Below are 16,585 nucleotides of genomic sequence, written 5' to 3' on the forward strand. Positions count from 1 at the left end.
TGGCGATGCGGCGGCCACAGACAAGTCGCATACCATCGTTGCTCGTGCCGATGACTGCCCGACTGTCCAGTGCGACAACCGCTCGCCTGGTGGCCGTGAGTGCCGGTGTGGTGGGGATTCTCGCGTGCATCCTCACCCCGTTGCTGCCGGTGAACCAGACCACCGCCGCGTTCGCCTGGCCCGCCGGGCAGTCGCTGGCGGCCGACACGCCGTCGGTGGTCGCGCCGTTGACGGCCCAGACGCCGCAGTCGCTGACCGCCTCCATCCCGTGCTCGCTGGTCGACTCGCTCGGCACCGGTGGGGGCACGGTGCTGGCCACCATGCCGACCACCGCCGACCGCGCGTCGCAGAAGTCGCTCGTGGTGTCGGCGAACTCCTCGGCGGTCACCGTCTCCTTCCGCGGCACACCGGCCGCATCGGCCACCCGTGAGCAGGTCCGGTCACCCCAGTGCCGCTCGATCCGCGTGTTCTCCTCGCCGACCGGCCCGGGCGCACAGTTCGTCGGCCTCGGTCCGGCCACCACCCTCACCCCCGACAAGCGTCCCCAGGTCGACGGGATCTTCAGCACGCTGACCACACCGCGGGTACAGGCCGCGGCCGCCCAGGGCCTGCGCGTCGACGTCGGGATCGACAACCGCTACGCCAGCTCGCCCTCGGCCATCAAGCTCGCGGTCATGATCATCGGGATCCTGGCCATCGCGCTGGCCCTGATCGCGCTGGCCCGTCTCGACTGGCTGGGCGGACACCACCGCCGGATCGGCGTGCGCTCGTGGCGCCGCGTGTTGGCCCCGCGCATCACCGACACCGCCGTCACCGCAGTGCTGGTCGTGTGGCTGTTCCTGGGTGCCGGCACCCCCGACGACGGATACGTGCTGACGATGGGTCGCGTCGCCGACGGCGCCGGGTACCTCTCCAACTACTACCGCTGGTTCGGCATCCCCGAGGCACCGTTCGACTGGTATTACAGCTTCCTGGGTCACTGGTCGTCGGTGTCGACCGCCGGCATCTGGATGCACATCCCCGCGCTCGTCGCCGCCCTCGTCTCCTGGTTCGTGCTCAGTCGCGTGCTGCTGCCCCGGCTCGGCGCCGCGGTCCGCCGCAGCGGGTGGGCGCTGTGGGCCGCCGCGGCGGTGTTCGTCGCCTTCTGGCTGCCGTTCGACAGCGGCCTGCGCAGCGAACCGATCATCGTCGCCGGATCGCTGCTCACCTGGTGGGGTGTCGAGCAGGCCATCGGTACCCGCCGACTGCTGCCCGCCGCGCTGGCCACCCTCGCCGCCGGCCTCACCCTCGCCCTGGCGCCGCACGGCGTGATCGCCGTCGCCGTCCTCGTCGCCGGAGCGCGCGCGATGGTGGAGGTGGTGCTGCGACGTCGCCGCGACGACGGTCTCGCGGCTCTCGTGCTGCCGGTCGCGGCGGCCGGGCTGTTCACCCTCATCGTGGTGTTCCGCGACCAGACCCTCGCCACGGTCTACGACGCGGTGCGCATCCGTTTCACCGTCGGCCCCTCGCTGAGCTGGCACGAGGAGTACTTCCGCTACTTCTTCCTCACCGTCAGCACCGACGACGGCGCACTCACCCGACGGGTCCCGGTGCTGCTGTTGCTCGCCTCGGTGTTCGTGGTCCTCGCGGTCATGTTGCGCCGCAAGCGGATCCGCGGGATCGATCCGGGTCCGGTGTGGCGCGGGATCGGCGCCGTCGGTGTCACCCTCGTGCTGTGGGTGTTCGCGCCGACCAAATGGACCATCCAGTTCGGCATCTTCGCCGGGATCGCCGCGGCGCTGGCCGCCGTCGCGACCGTCGCCATCGCGCAGTCCGCGGCCCGCTCGGCCCGCAATCTCGCCGTCCTCGTCGCCGGGCTGCTGTTCGCGCTCGCGGCGTCGATGGCCGGCAAGAACGCGTGGCCGTGGGCCTACGACTTCGGCATCTCGTGGTTCGACCGCGCACCGGTGCTCCTCGGTATCCAGGTCTCGACCATCCTGCTGGTGCTCGCCGTACTCGCCTCGGCGGGCGCGGTGTGGCTGCACCTGCGACTCGATTTCGTCGCGAACCGCGGCGTCGTCCACGAGTCCGCATCCGCCGACCCGTCGGCCCACATCGAGGCCCCGTCGGACGCGCCGTCCAAGGCCGACCGTCGTCGCCTCGTGCTGGCGTCGTCCCCCATCGCCGCGATCGCCATCCTCATGGTGGTGGCCGAGCTCGCGGTGTTCGCCAAGGCCGCCGTCGCCCGCGGCTCGGAGTACACGGTGGTCGGCGCGAACCTGCGGGCGCTGGGCGGCGACACCTGCGCCATGGCCGACGACGTCCTCGTCGAACGCGACGCCAACGCCGGCACGCTCGTACCCGCCGACGGCGGTTCGGCATCGGCGGCGCTGGCCGGCACCGGTTCGGTCGGCTTCACCCCCAACGGTGTCGCGCCCGACCTGTCACCGGAACCGACACAGTCACGCCCCGGCCAGATGAACGTCGCCGGCACCATCCAGAACGCCTTCACCGTCACCGGCGGACTGCCGGGGACCCTGGGCGGCAACGGACCCCGCACCGTCAACGGGTCGACCGCGGCGCTGCCGTTCGGTCTCGACCCGTCGCGCACCCCGGTGCTCGGCAGCTACGGGTACGACTCGGGGCGGGCGTCGTTGACCACCTCCTGGTACCGACTCCCGCAGCGCGGCAGCACACCGCTCATCGTCATCAGCGCGGCCGGCGCGATCGCCTCGGTCGACGTCGACGGTGTCGGCGAGTTCGGTCGCTCGCTGCGGGTGCAGTTCGGGATCAGCTCCCCGACAGGGGAATTCACCCAGATCGGCGCACCCTTCATGCCGATCGACCCCGGACCCGAACCGCCGAACCGCCCGTGGCGCAACCTGCGCATCCCGACCGAGGCCATCCCGCCGCGCGCGCAGGTCATGCGGATCGTCGCCGACGACGACAACCTCACCTCCGATCAGTGGCTCGCCATCACCCCGCCGCGGGCGGCGCAGCTGCAGACCCTGCAGGAGGTCGTCGGGTCCTCGGCGCCGACGCTGATCGACTTCACCGTCGCCGGCCAGTTCCCCTGTCAGCAACCGATCGTCTCGCACCACGGCGTCACCGACGTCCCGCGGTGGCGGATCCTGCCCGATCGCATCACCGCACTGTCGCAGTCGAAGACCTGGATGGACTCCGACGACGGTGGCCTTCTGGGGATCTCGGAGGGCACCACGACACCGACCACGGTGCCGACCTACCTGCGCGACGACTGGTTCCGCGACTGGGGCTCGCTCGAGCGCCTGGCACCCCTGGCGCCGGACGCACCCACCGCGACCGTCACCGTCGGCGACCGCAGCCGCTGGGGCTGGTCGCGTGACGGATCCATCCGCGTCGTGACATCGGACGACTCGTGAGCAGCGACGGCGTGAGCAAGACCCCCGACCGCACGGGCACGACCTCTGAGGGCACCACTGTGACGAAGACATCCACACGACCGCCGACCTCGGCGCGGCGTATGCGCATCGTGCGGATCGTCGCGATCGTCACCGGCCTGCTCGGTGCGCTGCTCGCACTGGCGACGCCGTTGCTGCCGGTCAACCAGACGACGGCGTCGATGTCGTGGCCCCAGCAGGGTGTCGGCCAGAACGGGGTGGGCGACATCGCTGCCCCGCTGGTGTCGTTCGTCCCCATCGACGCCGACGTGACCGTGCCCTGTGCGGCCGCCTCGCGACTGCCCTCCTACGGCGGCAACCTGCTCTCGACGATCCCCACCGCCGGGTCGGACGCGTTCGCGCGCGGCCTGTTCGTCTCGGTGACGTCGGAGCAGATCCAGGTCACCGACCGCAACGTGGTGCTGGTCAACACCCCACGCGCGCAGGCCCAGAGCGACGCGGACTGCTCGATCGTGATGCGCTTCGACGGCACCCGCACACGCGCGGAGATCCGCGGCCTGCCCGCCGGCGCGCCCGGTCAGCTGTCCTTCGACGTCGCCGACCCCAACCTGCGGCCGCAGATCGTCGGCGTCTACACCGATCTGCCGGGTTCGACCCCGGCCACCGGGCTGTCGCTGCGCGCGACGATCGACACCCGATTCGTCACCACCCCCACGGCACTGAAGCTGACCGCGATCGTGCTCGGCATCGCGATGACGCTGCTGTCGCTGGTCTCGCTGGGCATCCTCGACAGCGGCGACGGGCGACGACACAAGCGCTTCCTGCCCGCGCGGTGGTGGACCCTGCGCCCCATCGACGGTGTGGTCATCGTGGTCCTCGGACTGTGGTGGTTCCTGGGCGGCAACACCTCCGACGACGGCTACAACTTCACCGTCGGTCGCGTCGCCGACGCCGCCGGCTACCCGATCAACTACTACCGCTACTTCGGTGTGCCGCAGGATCCGTTCGGCTGGCACTACCAGGTGATCCGCGCGATGACCCACGTCAGCCTCGCGGCACCGTGGATGCGTCTGCCCGCCTTCCTGCTGGGCCTGCTCGGATGGTGGTTGCTCAGTCGTGAGGTGATCCCCCGTCTCGGGCGCACCGTCCGCCACTCCACCCCCGCGCTGTGGACCTGTGCCGCGGTCTTCCTGGCGATCTGGCTTCCGTTCAACAACGGCCTGCGTCCCGAACCCGCCCTCGCCGTCGGCGCCCTGCTCACGTGGTGCGCGGTCGACCGGTCGATCGCCACCGGTCGCTTCCTGCCGTTGGCGACGGCCACGATCTTCGCCGCGTTCACCCTCGCCATCGCGCCCGGCGGCCTGATGGCCGTCGCCGCGCTGGTCGCCGGGATCCGTCCGCTGATCAAGAGACTCGCGAAACGCCGCCACCGCGACGGGCTGCTGCCGATCCTGGCGCCGATCCTCGCCGCCGGCACCGCGGTGCTGTTCGAGATCTTCGCCGACAACACCCTGTCGGGGGTCATCACCAGCTCGAAGGTCGCGAGCGAGGTCGGACCGACGCTCGAGTGGTGGCAGGAACCGGTGCGCTACTACTACCTGCTGCTGCCCAACCAGGTCGACGCCTCGCTGGCACGCCGCTTCGGCATCCTCACCATGTTCCTGCTGCTGATGTTCGTGATCCTGGTGCTGCTGCGCCGTCGGTCGCCACGCGGCATCGCACGCGGGCCGGTGTGGCGCCTTGTCGCGGTCATCCTCGGCACCGTCTTCATCATCTCCTTCACGCCCACCAAGTGGACGCACCATCTCGGTGTCTACGCAGGCATCGCGGGCGGCCTGGCCGCGGCGGCCGGGGCGATGGCGGCACCGGCGATCCTGCGCCGACGTCGTAACCGCACCTTCCTCGTGGCGGCCCTGTTCTTCGTGATGGGCATCGCGTTCGCGGGCATCAACGGATGGTGGTTCGTCGGCACCTACGGCGTGCCGTGGCGTGATCGACCGCCGGCCATCGGCGGGATCCGCATCTACTGGTTGCTCCTCGCACTGTCGGTGATCACCGCCCTGATCGGGTTGTGGCAACACCTACGCGACGATCACGTCGACGACGTCGTCGCACAGGGGCGTGGATCGACGAGTCGATGGCGCACCCCGCACGGTGCGATCGTGCCCACGCTGATCGCCCTGGTGGTGGTGTTCGAGGTGCTCTCGCTGGTGAAAGGTGCTGTCGTACAGCGCAACAGCTTCTCGTGGGCATCGAGCAACGCGCGCGCCCTCACCGGCAACATCTGCGGTATGGCCAACGACGTCCTCGTCGAGACCGATCCGAACGGTGGCCTGCTGGCACCCGCGGCGGTCGCGGGCCAGTCGCCGACCACCTCACCCGGTGACGCTCTCGCCGGTCCGCAGCCGTCGCAGGGTTTCACCCCCAACGGGGTGCCGAACGACCTCTCGGTCGACACCACCCAGAACAGTGACGACGACGCCACCACCAGCAGCTCCACGAACACCACGCAGGGTTCGGCGGGCTCTGACGACGCCTCGACCGGTGACGCCTCGACCGAGGGCGGTACCGGTGGCGGCCAGGGTGCGCGCGGTGTCAACGGGTCGACGGTGAAGCTGCCGTTCGGACTCGCCCCCGAGCGCACCCCCGTGCTCGGCAGCTACGGCGGGTCCGGCGGATCGCTGACGAGCGACTGGTACCGGATGCCCGCGCGATCGGCCGACGCCCCACTGCTCACGGTGTCGGTCGCGGGTGCGGTCGAGGCGAAGAACGGACTCGGGATCGTCAGCCAGGGCCAGCAGGTGCGGGTCCAGTACGGGCGTGTCGGCGCCGACGGTGCCGTGACACCCGTGGGACAACGGTCGCCCATCGACGTCGGTGAGGCGCCGACATGGCGCAATCTGCGGTTCCCGCTGTCCGACGCACCCGCGGGGGCCAACGTGGCACGACTGCTCGTCGCCGACACCAGCGGCAGCTCGGATCAGTGGGTGGCGGTCACGCCGCCGCGGATCAGCACCCTGCGCACGCTCGAGCAGGTCGTGGGACGCACCGACCCGGTGCTCATCGACTGGGTGCCCGCCTTCGTGTTCCCGTGCCAGCGACCGATGTCGGTGCGCAACGGTGTCGAGGAGGTGCCGAAGTGGCGCATCCTGCCCGATGCGGGTGCCACCCGGCAGAACAGCCAGACGTGGATGTCGGGCAAGGCGGGTGGACCGCTGGGCCTGACCGAGGCGATGCTGCGGCCGCAACTGCTCGCGACCTACCTCCGCAACAACTGGGGCAACGACTGGGGCTCGCTGCAACGGTTCAGTGAGATCCTTCCCGCGCAGACGGCGAAGCTGACGATCGGCGAGGAAACCCGGTCGGGCACGTGGGACCCGGCACCGATGCGGTCGATCGGGTACTGAACCCTGGGGGCGAATCGGACCTATCGGACAAGCCGTGCACGTGGTGTGAGCTGGGCCGATGATCCTCGACGCCGCGTGCAGCCGAGGGGATAGTGGGTCGGGTGGACATGACCCCGATGAGCCGGCCCGACATCCTCACCGACTGGACCGCGACGCCGGTCTGGTGGGCGGTCATGATCGTCGCCACCGCGGCGTATCTGGTCGGTGTCGCGCGGTGCCGTCGCGCCGGCGTCGCGTGGCCGTGGTCGCGTACCGCGGCGTGGTTCGGCGCGATGGCGCTGCTGGTGGTGACCCTGAACTCGAGCGCCGCGGCGTTCGCGCACCACCTGTTCTGGATGCACATGATCACCCACCTGCTGCTGATCATGGTTATCCCGCTGACCCTGGTGCTGGCGCAACCGGTGCGGCTGGCGATGGAGTCGTCGGGACCCGTGGGCGCCGGTCGGGTCCGTGCCGTGATGACCCACCGGGTCACCCGCTTCGTCACCTCGCCCGCCTTCTCGGTTCCGGTGTACGCGGCGGTGCTCGTCGGCACCCACCTCACCGGCTTCCAACAGGCGATGAGTGAACACGGCTGGATCCACACCTCGGAGACCGTGGTCTACATCGTGAGCGGTTACCTGCTGTTGCTGCCGACCATCGGTGGCGAGTTCAGCGGCCACGACCTGTCGCATCCCGTCCGCTTCGTGACGCTGTTGATCGCGATGGGCCCCGACACCCTCGTCGGCATCGTGTTGATGCTCACCGACCGCCCGTTGGCGCCGGCCTACGGCGAGTCGCGACTCGGGTGGGGCCCCGACGCGTTGGCCGATCAAAACATCGCCGGAGCCATCATGTGGTTCGGCGGTGACGGTCTGATGATGCTGTTGCTGGTGTTGGTCGCCGGTCAGTGGATCCGCGCCGAGACCCACCGGAAGCCGGGCGAGTCGCGCCGGGTCTCGTGGTTGGACCGCGCCCGACAGGAGGCGACACTCGCGACCGGCGCGCAGGGTGACACCACCGGCGACTCCTACGACATCGATGGGGACGACGCCGCGCTGGCTGCCTACAACGCCCGTCTCGCCGCCCTGCACGCCGCGGAGAGCTCTTCACGCACGCGGCGGTAGCTCGAGGTCGTGACCTGCGCCAACAATCACGCCTCGCTGCTATCCTCCTCTCGCCGGGGGGCTGGACGAAGGACGTTCTCGTGCGCGAGGAGATCGATTACGAGGCCACGAAGGCCGCGTTGCGGGCACAGGTGTCCGCATCCCCCGCGGCCCACCAGGCGGCGTCGGCCGGATGGCGCTGGTTCAGTGCCGTGGCCGGTGTCGTCGTCGTCGTGTGCGCGGTGACCGTGACCCTGTGGGCCACCCACGGGGGTTCGGAGGCACAGATGCGGCTCGTCCCGAGCGCCGGCCACGAGTCCGCGCACCCCTCCTCGTCCTCCGACACCACGCCTGTGTCCGCGGGTGATCCCGCCCCCGCCGCGATCGGGGCGCCCACGTCGGCTGATGCCGCACCGCTCGAGCCGGTCGCCGCCCCCACGAACGACACTGACCCCACGAACGCCGCCGCGGCCATCCCGGGGAACGACGCGGCACGCGGCGGACCCATCGCGCCCGGCCCCGCCGTCGCACCACGAACAGACGCAGCAGCCCCCGCCACCGCATCACCCCGCGACGGCGGGGGTTCGTCGCGTCCAGCGGGCCAACCGGCGGCACCGAACCCCGCACCACCAGCGGTCACGCCCCCGGTGGTGACACCTCCGGTCATCTCACCGCCCACCTCCGAACCGCCGCCGTCGACCGGGGGTGGCGCCTCGGAGCCCGCCGGCAGCGGCGGCGGCGCCGGACAGTCCTCCGGCGGTACCGATTCGGGTGGCACCCCGGGCTGACCGAACGTGGCCGTTGTCACGGCCGCAACTCGGGCGACGGTCGGGAACTCTGGTTCACTATGCGCATGGGCGAAGAATCGACGCCAGACTTTTCGAAGAGCACAGAGGTTTCATCGAAGGACCAACCGAACACGCGTCTGCTCTGGGAGCTCATACGGCCCCGGTTGCCGCTGTTCGGTCTGGCGATTGTCGCCGGACTCATCGGATCGGCCGCGCGCCTCGGCACCCCGCTGGCCACGAAGCACATCCTCGACTCGGTCAGTGGCAAGTCCGGTCTCATCCCACCCCTGGCGATCCTCATCGGCCTGGTGATCATCAGCGCTGCCGCCCAGTGGTGGCAGCTGGTCACCTTGGGCAACCTGTCCGAGGGGGTGGTCTACGACGCTCGACGTCGGATGAACCTCCGCTTTCTGTACGCGCGGCTCACCCCGCTGCAGCGAAGCCCCGTCGGGGAGCTCGTCACCCGCGTGACGTCCGATTCGGTGCTGCTGCGCGAGGCCGCGTCCTCGAGTGTCGTCGGTGGCGTCAACGGCGTGGTGATGCTGGTGGGCGCGCTGGTCATGATGGCGATCCTCGACATCACCCTCGTCGGCGTCACCCTCATCGCGGTGTTGGTCCTGACGTTCCTCTTCGGGCGCATCCTGCCCTCGATCGCCAAGTCGCAGGAGCGCGCACAGGCCGCCGTCGGCGAACTCGGTGGCGAACTCGACGGCAACCTCCGCGCCATCAAGTCCATCAAGGCCGCCATCGCCGAGGAGCGCGTGCGAACGCGACTCGACGAGATCGCCGCGCGCTCACGTGATCTGAACATGTTCGCGGTGCGGCGTCAGGCTCTGGCCATCACCACGTCGTTCACCGGCGTGCAGGTCTCGATCCTCGCCATCCTGGCGTTCGGCGCGGTACGGGTGTCCTCGGGTGCGATGACCGTCTCCACGCTCGTGGCGTTCCTTCTCTACGCCTTCCAGATCGGCGACCCGATCGGTCAGCTCAGCACCAGCCTCACCCAGTTGCAGGCCGGGCTCGCCGCGGCGCGACGCATCCGCCAGGTCGACGCCATGCCGGTCGAGGGCGGTTCACCGCAGGGTGGGTCGAACGGCACCGGTCCCCGTCATCGGGCAGGTCACCCCGTCGCCGACTGGCAGCCCAAGCGCAGCGTCCCCACCGGCGACGGGTCGGGGATGTTGCTGCGCAACGTGTTCGCCAGTTACCCGGACGGCGATCCGGTGCTCAACGGTATCGACCTGCGGATGCCCAGCCGTGGCCACGTGGCCCTCATCGGCCCCTCGGGTGCGGGCAAGACGACCCTGCTCTCGCTGCTGCTGCGGTTCCTCGAGCCCGACAGCGGCGAGCTACGTCTGGGAACGCATGCCTACCAGGATGTCTCGGCGTCGACCACGCGCACCCACTTCGCCTACGTCGAGCAGGAGTCGCCGCTCATCCCGGGCACCCTGCGCGAGAACCTGCGACTGATCAACACGCACGCGACCGACGAGGCGATGTACGAGGTCCTCGACCGCCTGTCCCTGCGGTCCGTGGTGGACACGCTTCCCGGTGGGCTCGACGCCGAGGTCTCGATCAACTCGCTCTCGGGTGGCCAGCGCCAGCGCATCGCCGTGGCCCGCGCGCTGCTCGCCGACCGCCCGGTGTTGCTGCTCGACGAGGCGACCGCCCAGGTCGATGCTTTGACCGAGCACGCGATCCACGACGCGATCGTCGACCACGCCCGCACCGGTCTGGTCATCACCATCGCCCACCGACTGTCGACCGTGGTCGACGCCGACATGATCGTGGTGCTGCAGGACGGGCGCCTCATCGCCCAGGGCACCCACGACGAGCTCCTGGAAAGCAGTCCTCTCTACAAGGATCTGCTGTCGGCCCTGCGCATCCCCACCGACTCGGCACCCGAGAACGCCGCCGAGTTCGGCTGAACCGTTCAGTCACGGTTCGCGCGGATCCGACGGGCTCGCGCGAACTCGTGGAACGGCAGTCCGAGCACGAGTCGTAGTCGTCGAAGTCTCTCTCCGCGCTGGCCCCGCAGTGCGTAGATCATCGACAGCGGGTGGCTGTTGAGGGTCCAGATCGCACCGTAGAGCCGTGCCCGCCACGGCATCGCGGAGTCGGCGACGACGGCCCAGATCAGGCGCGGCCGATCGATCCACTCCTTCCATTCCGCCTGATTGGCGGCGCTGAGCGTCGACCCGGTGTGGTGTCGCACCGAGAGCTCCCGGTCGACGAACGTGATCTGGCCACCGGTGCTCACGTGCAACCAGAGATCCATGTCGAAGGACTGCACCATGTCGGTGTGGAAGCCTCCGGCGCGCACGGCCCGCGACCGCCGGAACATCACCGAGGTGGGTTCCCCGAACCAGTTGTTCAGCGCACCACGAAGCATGTACTCGGTGATCAGATCGTCGGCGCGGTTGACGGTCCCGAGCGCTCGAAATCGGTGGTGGAGGACGCTGCACCACCGGAGGAACTCGGGGTCGTCGGAGACGACGCGGCGCGGTGCGAACGCCATCGCGACATCGGCATGCGTGAACGTCGCGGCCAGCGACGACAGTGCGTCGGGCAGCAGTTCGTCGTCACCGTGGACGAACTGGATGAGCTCGTTCCTGGCGAGTTCGATGCATCGATTGTGATTTCCGGCCGCGCCGAGGCGCACGTCGTTGACGACGACACGGTCTCCGTCACGGATCAGACCACGAGCGATCTCGGCCCCACGATCCGAGGACGCGTCGTCGACCACCAGGATCTCGATGTCGTCGTGATCCTGCGCGAGCACGCTGCGCAGAGCACGTTCGACCGTGTCGGCGTGGTGATAGAGCGGGATGCAGACGGTCACCGATGGTGCTGGTGTCACAGGGGGCACCGCCCGTCCATCTGCGTCGTCGCGATCCTCCATGGCATGTGTGACCGAACGTAACGACCGGCCGTCGGGCGCCGCAATCGAACAAGCGAACGACACGACGACCGACGTGATGTGACCGGCATCACATCCTCCTGGTTCGAATCGAAGGCTGCAGGCCGAGCGTCCATCAGAACCGCGTCCACGTCGGACGAACGCACGAATGACTCGTGACCCGGGTTCACAATCGTGCGCATGTGCGGGAGAGTCGAAGAATGGCGAAGACTCTTCTGGTCACCGTCCCCGTCTACGGGCAGATCGAGTACACCCATGCGCTGGTCGGCGATCTCGAGCGCGAGGGCGTCGACTACATGATCGTCGACAACAAGGGCGACTACTCACCGGTCGCCGACGAGCGCGTGCACACACCGGGCCGGAACACCGGTTGGGCCGGCGGCTCGAACCTGGGCTTCCGCACCGCGTTCGCCGAGGGCTACGACGCCGGGATGACCCTCAACAACGACGTCAGGATCTCGCGGGGATTCTTCGACGGCATCCTCGACGAGCGGCTCCCCGACGACGCCGGCGCCGTGGTCGGTGTCTACGACGACGCCGCGCACCTCGCCATGCATTCCGATCACGAGGGACCTGCTGCCGAGTACGAACCGCGCGACGCCTACCGCGAACTCGCGGTGTGCGACGGCACGGCGTTGATGCTCACCCGCGAGGCCTTCGTCGCCGTCGGCGAACTCGACGAGCGCAGCTTCGGCAGGTTCGCGTGGGGCGCCGACGTCGATCTCTCGCTGCGCCTGCGCGAGGAGGGCTTCCGGATCGTCGCGACCGAGCGCAGCTTTCTCAACCACTTCGGTCGCCGTACCGCCGATGTCGTCGCGGGACGACGCCGATACCAACTGCTCGGCGGCCTGCTCATGTCGCGTGGGCTGAAACGGGTCTACGGGAGGCACTGGAGCCGACGCGTCGCGGTCGACAGCGTCGACGTCCTCAGTCTCGACGACCACACGGTCCTCCACACCACCCCGCTGCACCACAGCGCAGCCTGACGCCGACGGCACCTGATCTGCCGACTCCCGCGAGCTCAGAGTTCCTGACGCTCGCGCGCGTGCGCGATCGCGGCGTCGACGACCTCGACGAGCCTGTGGCGGAACACCTCCGGCGAGCACGCCTTCGCGACGAAGCCGAGCCCCTGCTCACGGGTGTCCCGCCAGAGCTCCGCGTCGGTGTAGAGCCGCGCGCACGCCCGGGCGAAGCCCTCTGCTCCGTCACCGATCGCGACCGTGGGTTCTCGGACCTCGAGTTGATCGGCGAGCTGCTGTGTGACCACTGCAGGGATGCCCCGGCTCATCGCCTCGGTGACCTTGAGGGGGATGCCGGCCGAGTAGCGGGTCGGCGCCACGAACACCCGGCACCGTTCGTACAGCTCGCCGAGATCCTGCACGACACCGAGAACGGCGACCCGATCCGATCGCAGCGCCTCGATCTCCGGGGAGTCGACCATCCCGGCGATCTGCACGACGTAGTCGGTCCCGATCAGACGATCGAGCTCCGGCATGATCTCGCGGACGAAGTGCTGGACCGAGTCCACGTTCGGCGTCAGATCGGGAGGTCCGGCAAGACGTCCGACGAAGAGGATGCCGCGGCGATCGTCGAAGCCCGCGGCGGGAACCGGGCGAGCGCTGATCGCATGGGGCAGAACACGTGTGGGGATGTCGATCCCGGAACCGATGGCTGCGGCGTCGGACGATCCCGCCGTGGCGACGGCGTCCGCCTCCGACATCAGCCGCAGTTCGGCCAGGAGTTCCTCCTGGAACTCCGCATCGGACATCGCCGGTGGGTACAGCGCTCGACGGAGCTTCTCCCGCACAGCGAAGAGCGCTTCGGCGTCGTAGATGACGGGCGGGCGACGAGCGCCCCATCGCGGCTTCCACCCCACGGCCAGGAGGGTCTGCATCGTCGGAGGCCGACTGACGAACAGGGCGTCGTACCCGGCGCCATCTGTGCGGAGGACGTTCCACAGGCCCAGCCGGCCCTGTCCCCGACGGAACCGCACCCGCGTGCCGAACAGGACCCTCATACGTCGGCGTTCGGACCGCTTCGACCACATCGGGTAGTGGTCGACGTCGAAGCCGGCGTCGACGAACGACGAGACGATCTGGTGCGCACGCGGAAGACCGGCGCCCAGCAGGGGATCCGGTACGAACTGGTCGACGATCAGGATCCTGCGGCGTGACGCCGTGCGGACGTCACGCTTGCGGGCGAACACCGGCCACGACCTCCCACCCTGCGCATCTCGGTCAGACGCACGGTACCGATGCGGGAGCGGATGCACCACTCAGGCGAGCCGGAACTCCTCACCGCGGTGATAGGCGAACAACGATCGCTGGGTCTCGGTGGTCGACGGTGGGTGGAACGAGAAGGCCTGCAGGACCGATGCGAGGTAGGCGATGTCGGGGTCGGTGATGAAGGCGATCCCGCCGAGCGCCGAGGTCGCCGCCGAGGCCACCCGCAACAGCGAGGTGCGCAGTGCGGTGCGGATGAACAGCAGTCGAGCCGAGATGTCCGCGCCGCGTTCGCCGGCGTCGAGAGCTGCGGCCACCGATTCCAGTGCCGCCATGGCGGATTCGAGTTCGGCGGCAATGGGGGTGTAGGTGGCGGCGTCGACCCTGGGACTGTGCAGCAATCGCTCGAGCAGGGTGCTCGCGGCGCCGATGTAGCCCGCCGACGCGAGCAGCCCGAACCAGAGGAACCCGGTCATCTCGTGGATGCCGTCGGGGTCCTGCATGGTGCCGATCATCATGAGCGCCGCGGGCACACGGACACCGTCGAGGATCACCTCCTCGCTCTCCGCGCCACCCAGGATGGGAGAGGTCCAGAACGGTTCGATGCTGACGCCGGGCATCTGCGCGGGGATCAATCCGACGGCCTTGCGGCCGCGACCGCCCTCGGATTCCTTGGCGTCGAGGCTCGCCGCGAGGAAGGCCATCGAATAGGCCATGCTGCAGGGCTTCTTCCGACCCGTGACCACGTAGTCACCGGTGTCCTCGTCGTACACCGCCGAGACGGTGGGGATCAGCGTGCTCCCACCGACCCGACCCTCGGCGAACGCCGACGCGATCAGTGCGTTCTGTTCGACCACGCTCTGCAACAGCGCGAGGTCCTCCTCGGGGCCGGTCAGCGCGATCTGCACGATGGTCGCGATCGACAGGTGGTGCATCACGGTGGCGACCGCCAGCGACGGCGACGCCGCGCCGATCGCGCGCTGCACCTGCAGCGCCTCGACCGCCGAGGCGCCCTGACCGCTGATCTCGACGGGGACGATCAGCCCACACCCACCGGCCTCGCGGAACACCTCGAGGCCGCGATTACCGGGCGCCTCACGCTCGGCGAGGGTGGTCTCGGCGAACCATTCCGCGAGAACGGGCATCCGCCGCGCCAGCGCGGCGCGGGCCTGCGCCAACAACACCCCACTCGCCGCCGAGGTCTCTCGCCCCTCGTTGACACGTGCCCCGACTGCAACGCTCATCCATCCCCCGATCACCTTCGCCGTGCGTCGACAGGACCGCAATGGTGTGATGGGTACCACATACCGATGCGTATGGAAACCCTTTTCGGACAGGTCTCCACAGATGTTGAGTCCGGTTGTGACTGTTGTGGAAAGTGGACAATCGGCGTCCCTCGCGGCTGTAGACCTCGCTAGCGTCTCGCTCACACGTACCGGGGGGTTTTCATGTCTTCGCAATTGATTCTCGACCGCATCCGCCACGACAAGCGTGTCTGGGCGTACCGCGTGATGCGCGACAGCGACCAGCTGCCCTTCTACCGCGTGATGAACTCCGTCAACGCGCCCACCGTCCCGGTGGAGGGACGCGAGTGCGTGATGCTCGGGTCGAACAACTACCTCGGCATGGCCGACCACCCGAAGGTGCGCGAGTCCGCGATGGCCGCGCTCCGCAAGTACGGCACCACGGTCACCGGCAGCCGACTTCTCAATGGGACGATCGATCTGCACGTGCAACTCGAGGCCGAGCTCGCCGCGTGGCACGGCACCAAGAACGCGCTGCTGTTCACGACCGGCTACCAGGCCAACCTGGGCGCCATCTCCGCGCTCGTCGGCGTCGGTGACACGGTCATCGTCGACTCGGCCGCGCATGCCTCCATCTACGACGCGGCGCGTCTGAGCCGGGCCAAGATCCGTGCGTTCCGGCACAACAACGCCGCACAACTCGACGAGCGACTGAGTCGTTCGGTGGGAGCCAAACTCGTCATCGTCGACGGTCTGTACTCGATGGAGGGCGACCTCGCGCCACTCGACGCGATCGCCGACGTCTGCGAGAAGCACGACGCCGCGCTGATGGTCGACGAGGCCCACAGCGTCGGGGTCCTCGGTGAGCGTCGCACCGGCGCCGCCGAGCTCTACGGCGTGGAGAAGCGTATCGACGTGCGCATGGGTTCGTTGTCGAAGGGCCTCGGGTCGACCGGAGGATTCGTCTGCGGCAACCGCGACATCGTCGACGCGCTACGCGCCCACGCCCGCACCTTCCTGTTCACCACGGCCGCCGTCCCCGCCACCCTCGGCGCGGCACTCGCCTCGGTGCGCATGCTGCAGACCGACGAGGGGCGCGAACGCGGCACCCGCACACTGGAGAACGCGAAGTACCTGCGCGACGGACTCGTCGCCGCCGGGATCCCGACCGTGGAGCCCTCACCGCTCCCCGACGGCACCGAGGTGGTCTCCCCCATCGTCCCGGCGTTCTGCTACACCGAGCTGCGGGTGTCGAACACGTGGCGAAAGCTGTACGACGAGGGCGTGTTCGCCGCGGTCGCGATGTTCCCCGCCGTCCCGCAGAACAAGGCCATGCTTCGACTGTGTGTGCAGACTGAGCACACCCACTCCCAGCTCGACCGCGCGATCGACGCGCTCGTACGACATCTGCCGCCGATGGACTTCACCGAGACCGACGCGACCAACTACGCCGCGGGAGCGGTCGGTTCCGCCGAGGCCGCCGGGATGGACGATCCCGAGGACATCGACGCCGCGTCCGAGCTGGCGAACGAGCGGGTCCCGGCCTCGGCGCTGGGCTGA

10 protein-coding genes are annotated in these 16,585 nt (G+C 69.3%); 7 read left to right on the forward strand and 3 right to left on the reverse strand.

Going from position 1 to position 16,585, the window contains the following annotated elements; all coding sequences use genetic code 11:
- Window positions 1-50 precede the first annotated feature (50 nt).
- From ASG12_RS00600 to ASG12_RS00620, 5 genes are all read left to right on the forward strand, one after another.
- Entirely contained in the window at window positions 51-3,380 is a 3,330-nt protein-coding gene (locus ASG12_RS00600) for an arabinosyltransferase domain-containing protein (protein ID WP_055784116.1), read from the forward strand.
- Window positions 3,381-3,481: 101 nt separating this feature from the next.
- Window positions 3,482-6,766: an arabinosyltransferase domain-containing protein gene (locus ASG12_RS00605; RefSeq protein WP_055787300.1), complete on the forward strand. Its 3,285-nt coding sequence runs from the start codon at window positions 3,482-3,484 to the stop codon at window positions 6,764-6,766.
- Between the two features lie 107 nt (window positions 6,767-6,873).
- Window positions 6,874-7,872, forward strand: coding sequence for a cytochrome c oxidase assembly protein (locus ASG12_RS00610; protein ID WP_235455683.1), 999 nt, complete (start codon window positions 6,874-6,876; stop codon window positions 7,870-7,872).
- Between the two features lie 80 nt (window positions 7,873-7,952).
- On the forward strand, window positions 7,953-8,639 hold the full coding sequence (locus tag ASG12_RS00615) for a hypothetical protein (RefSeq protein WP_055784118.1): 687 nt from the start codon (window positions 7,953-7,955) through the stop codon (window positions 8,637-8,639).
- 164 nt (window positions 8,640-8,803) lie between these two features.
- Window positions 8,804-10,567, forward strand: coding sequence for an ABC transporter ATP-binding protein (locus ASG12_RS00620; protein WP_200932711.1), 1,764 nt, complete (start codon window positions 8,804-8,806; stop codon window positions 10,565-10,567).
- Between the two features lie 5 nt (window positions 10,568-10,572).
- Here the strand turns inward: ASG12_RS00620 and ASG12_RS00625 are convergent, their stop codons facing one another.
- Window positions 10,573-11,499 (reverse strand): glycosyltransferase family 2 protein, encoded by a 927-nt coding sequence (locus ASG12_RS00625; RefSeq protein WP_162243387.1) that lies wholly within the window; start codon window positions 11,497-11,499, stop codon window positions 10,573-10,575.
- 260 nt (window positions 11,500-11,759) lie between these two features.
- Here ASG12_RS00625 and ASG12_RS00630 point away from each other — a divergent pair, with 260 nt between their 5' ends.
- Window positions 11,760-12,545: a hypothetical protein gene (locus ASG12_RS00630; protein ID WP_055784122.1), complete on the forward strand. Its 786-nt coding sequence runs from the start codon at window positions 11,760-11,762 to the stop codon at window positions 12,543-12,545.
- 35 nt (window positions 12,546-12,580) lie between these two features.
- Here ASG12_RS00630 and ASG12_RS00635 read toward each other — a convergent pair whose 3' ends face one another.
- Window positions 12,581-13,765, reverse strand: coding sequence for a glycosyltransferase (locus ASG12_RS00635; RefSeq protein WP_055784125.1), 1,185 nt, complete (start codon window positions 13,763-13,765; stop codon window positions 12,581-12,583).
- Window positions 13,766-13,834: 69 nt separating this feature from the next.
- The gene (locus tag ASG12_RS00640) at window positions 13,835-15,025 is read right to left on the reverse strand and encodes an acyl-CoA dehydrogenase family protein (RefSeq protein ID WP_082501733.1); all 1,191 of its coding nucleotides are present in this window, start codon (window positions 15,023-15,025) and stop codon (window positions 13,835-13,837) included.
- Window positions 15,026-15,229: 204 nt separating this feature from the next.
- Between ASG12_RS00640 and ASG12_RS00645 the strand changes: the two genes are divergently transcribed.
- Window positions 15,230-16,585, forward strand: a complete 1,356-nt coding sequence (locus tag ASG12_RS00645; RefSeq protein ID WP_082501518.1) for an aminotransferase class I/II-fold pyridoxal phosphate-dependent enzyme — start codon at window positions 15,230-15,232, stop codon at window positions 16,583-16,585.

It is taken from the genome of Williamsia sp. Leaf354 (assembly GCF_001424365.1).
Taxonomy (GTDB): domain Bacteria; phylum Actinomycetota; class Actinomycetes; order Mycobacteriales; family Mycobacteriaceae; genus Williamsia_A.

Coding starts and splice junctions, on each gene's coding strand:
- ASG12_RS00610 (WP_235455683.1), top strand. CDS start 6,874: ATGACCCCGATGAGCCGGCCCGACATCCTCACCGACTGGACCGCGACG.
- ASG12_RS00600 (WP_055784116.1), top strand. CDS start 51: ATGACTGCCCGACTGTCCAGTGCGACAACCGCTCGCCTGGTGGCCGTG.
- ASG12_RS00640 (WP_082501733.1), bottom strand. CDS start 15,025: ATGAGCGTTGCAGTCGGGGCACGTGTCAACGAGGGGCGAGAGACCTCG.
- ASG12_RS00645 (WP_082501518.1), top strand. CDS start 15,230: ATGTCTTCGCAATTGATTCTCGACCGCATCCGCCACGACAAGCGTGTC.
- ASG12_RS00630 (WP_055784122.1), top strand. CDS start 11,760: ATGGCGAAGACTCTTCTGGTCACCGTCCCCGTCTACGGGCAGATCGAG.
- ASG12_RS00605 (WP_055787300.1), top strand. CDS start 3,482: ATGCGCATCGTGCGGATCGTCGCGATCGTCACCGGCCTGCTCGGTGCG.